General features: G+C 58.2%; 4 protein-coding genes. 3 read left to right on the forward strand and 1 reads right to left on the reverse strand.

Annotated elements, in window-relative coordinates; genetic code table 11:
- Nucleotides 1-63 precede the first annotated feature (63 nt).
- Genes JRJ26_20555 through JRJ26_20565 form a run of 3 tightly spaced genes read left to right on the forward strand, consistent with a single transcriptional unit; the run spans nt 64 to nt 1,993 of the window.
- Complete coding sequence (locus JRJ26_20555) at nt 64-414, forward strand: hypothetical protein (protein ID MBW2059881.1); 351 nt, start codon at nt 64-66, stop codon at nt 412-414.
- A 22-nt stretch (nt 415-436) separates the two neighbouring features.
- On the forward strand, nt 437-1,081 hold the full coding sequence (locus tag JRJ26_20560) for a membrane integrity-associated transporter subunit PqiC (GenBank protein MBW2059882.1): 645 nt from the start codon (nt 437-439) through the stop codon (nt 1,079-1,081).
- A 36-nt stretch (nt 1,082-1,117) separates the two neighbouring features.
- The gene (locus JRJ26_20565) at nt 1,118-1,993 is read left to right on the forward strand and encodes an MBL fold metallo-hydrolase (protein ID MBW2059883.1); all 876 of its coding nucleotides are present in this window, start codon (nt 1,118-1,120) and stop codon (nt 1,991-1,993) included.
- Between the two features lie 287 nt (nt 1,994-2,280).
- Here the strand turns inward: JRJ26_20565 and JRJ26_20570 are convergent, their stop codons facing one another.
- A complete protein-coding gene (locus JRJ26_20570; protein MBW2059884.1) occupies nt 2,281-2,457 on the reverse strand; it encodes a hypothetical protein in 177 nt (58 codons plus the stop codon).
- Nucleotides 2,458-2,474 lie beyond the last annotated feature (17 nt).

The following is a 2,474-nucleotide window of genomic DNA, read 5'->3' on the forward strand; positions in this document are numbered from 1 at the left end:
CAGATCCGGGCCTCCCTCCGGGGGCTCCAACAGGTCCTCAAAGGCGAGCGATTGGAAAATATCATGGTCTCGGTGGAAGAAGCGGGCCGTTCCCTCAACGACCTGATGGGCGAAGCCGGTCTGAAGGGGATCATCACCGCCAACCGGGCCAACATCGACCAGACCTTCCAGGACCTCAGGCTCGCCATGGAAACGGCCAATACCTTCCTGAAGAAGGGCACGGCCCTGGTGGGAACGACCGACGAAACCGTTTCCCACGTCAGGCAAAACCTCCTGGTAACGAGTCAGAACCTGGAGAGGGCCAGTGACAACCTCAACCGGATCCTCGAACTCCTGGCGGACCAGCCTTCGCAGCTACTGTTTGGAGAGCCGGCCCCTCCGCGCAAACTGGAGTCGGGCGACCTTGGAGACTAGCCGGCCGGACGGGTTTTGAGCCATGAATTGTCTGAAGATGATGCTGAAGCTGGGTCTTGGTCTCGTACTGCTTCTCGGTGGCTGCATGAAGGCCAAACATCCCGGCCACCAGATTGAATACTATACCCTCGAGTATGAACCTCCCGCGGTGGCCGAACTTGAGCCCATCCCGGTCGTCCTCAGGATAGAGCGTTTTGGAGTGGCCCCCAACTTCAACACCAACCGCATCGTCTATCGAGAAAGGTCATATCGGCGAGAGGCCTACGTCTACAAAAGGTGGCGAAGCAATCCCGCTGACCTCGTAACCTATTTCCTGAGCAGGGACATCAAGAGATCGGGGCTATTCCAAGCCGTCCTGCCCTACGACACCCGGGTCGCGCCCTCCTATGTGATCGAAGGGACCGTGGACGAGTTCGTCGAATGGGACACGACCGCCCTCTGGGAGGCGGTTATGTCTCTCAGCATCACCTTGATGGACGAAAACGAGCCTGATATAAGCAAGAGAATCCTGTTTCAAAAGACCTATCAAGTAAGCGAACCGTGCCGGGAGAGAAAACCGGCCGCCCTGGCCGAGGCGATGAGCAGGGCCATGGCAAAGATTTCTGCGGAGATCATCCAAGACCTGCATGCCCGGCTCAAGGATCGTACGGAAGGCGGGGGGAGCTAGAAGGTCGAGGGAGGTTTGAATGAGAGGACCCTTCAAGTGAATGCCCAATTGATCGGAATCCCGCTGGACAGGCCTGGATACGACCGTTTCATCGGTGCCTGGGTCCTTGAGGGTGATACCAACATCGTGATCGACGTGGGGCCCGCCAACGGCGTGCAACACTTGATCGATGCGCTCAAGGCCAGGCACTGGGGTCGGGTGGATTTCGTGCTGCTGACTCACATCCACATCGATCATGCCGGCGGTCTGGCCGACTTTCTGGAACAGTTTCCCACCGCCAAGGTCGTAGTCCACCGTATCGGAATCAAGCATCTCGTCGACCCCTCAAGACTTTGGGCCGGCAGCAAACAGGTCCTTGGAGAGCTGGCCGATTTCTACGGTCCCATCAAGCCCGTCCCGCCGGAGAGGCTAATAGCCCACCCCGACGCCCGCATCCCTGGACTTGGAATCATTGAGACCCCCGGACACGCCGCCCATCATCTGAGCTTCACATTCCGGAACGAACTCTTCCCGGGAGAGGCAGGGGGCAATTACTGCGTGGTCGCAGGCAAGGAATACCTTCGTCCGGCCACGCCGCCCCTCTTTTTCCTGAACGAATTCCAGGAGAGCATCCAACGGATGCTGGCCTTGAAAGACCAGCCCATCTGCTATGCCCATTTCGGCCGGGCGGAAAGCTCACACCGCATGTTACGCCGGTTCTCGGAGCAGCTTCTGAGGTGGAAGACGCTAATCGCAGAAGAGATCTCGCGTGGACCCGAGGACCTGGAGGAGAGGTGCGCGAACCGTTTGCTTGCCGATGACCCTGAGCTGGCGGCCTTCAAAGACATGGACCCTGCCAGCCAGCTCCGCGAGCGCAGCTTCATGTCAAACTCCATCAACGGCTACATTCAGTTCTTGCAAAAGGGCGAATAGCCCACCGGTTACAAAAATCTGAATCGAGCGAGTCTCGAGTCTGACGGAAATACAAGATCTCAGGAATCTGTTGGCGTTTACATCGAGGAGAGAGTGAGGGTTGCGGTCTCTATTTCTGAGTGACTGGCGGGAGGACGCCGTCTTTTCGCGGCCTATCAGTGGGGGAAACCGCAGCTCCACCGCAGGTGGAGAATGTCGAAGGAGGCAGAACTCTCCCGCAGATAAGTCGCAGAAAAGACCAGCCCGGGAGACCCGGAATCGAAGAAAAGAGATCGCAAGCCGCATTTTCAGCCTTGCTTGGACTTGACCCTCTCACGCAGCCACCCGTACCAGGCCTCCAACCCCTGACCGGTCTTGCAGGACACCTCGAAGATCTCCAGGTCGGGATTGATCGCACGCGAATCCGCCGCCAGCCTCTCCAGGCTGCAATCAACATGCGGCAGCAAGTCGATCTTATTGATCAACAGGACCTCCGACTCCC

The sequence above is a fragment of the Deltaproteobacteria bacterium genome, from assembly GCA_019308905.1.
Lineage (GTDB): Bacteria > Desulfobacterota > BSN033 > WVXP01 > WVXP01 > JAFDHF01.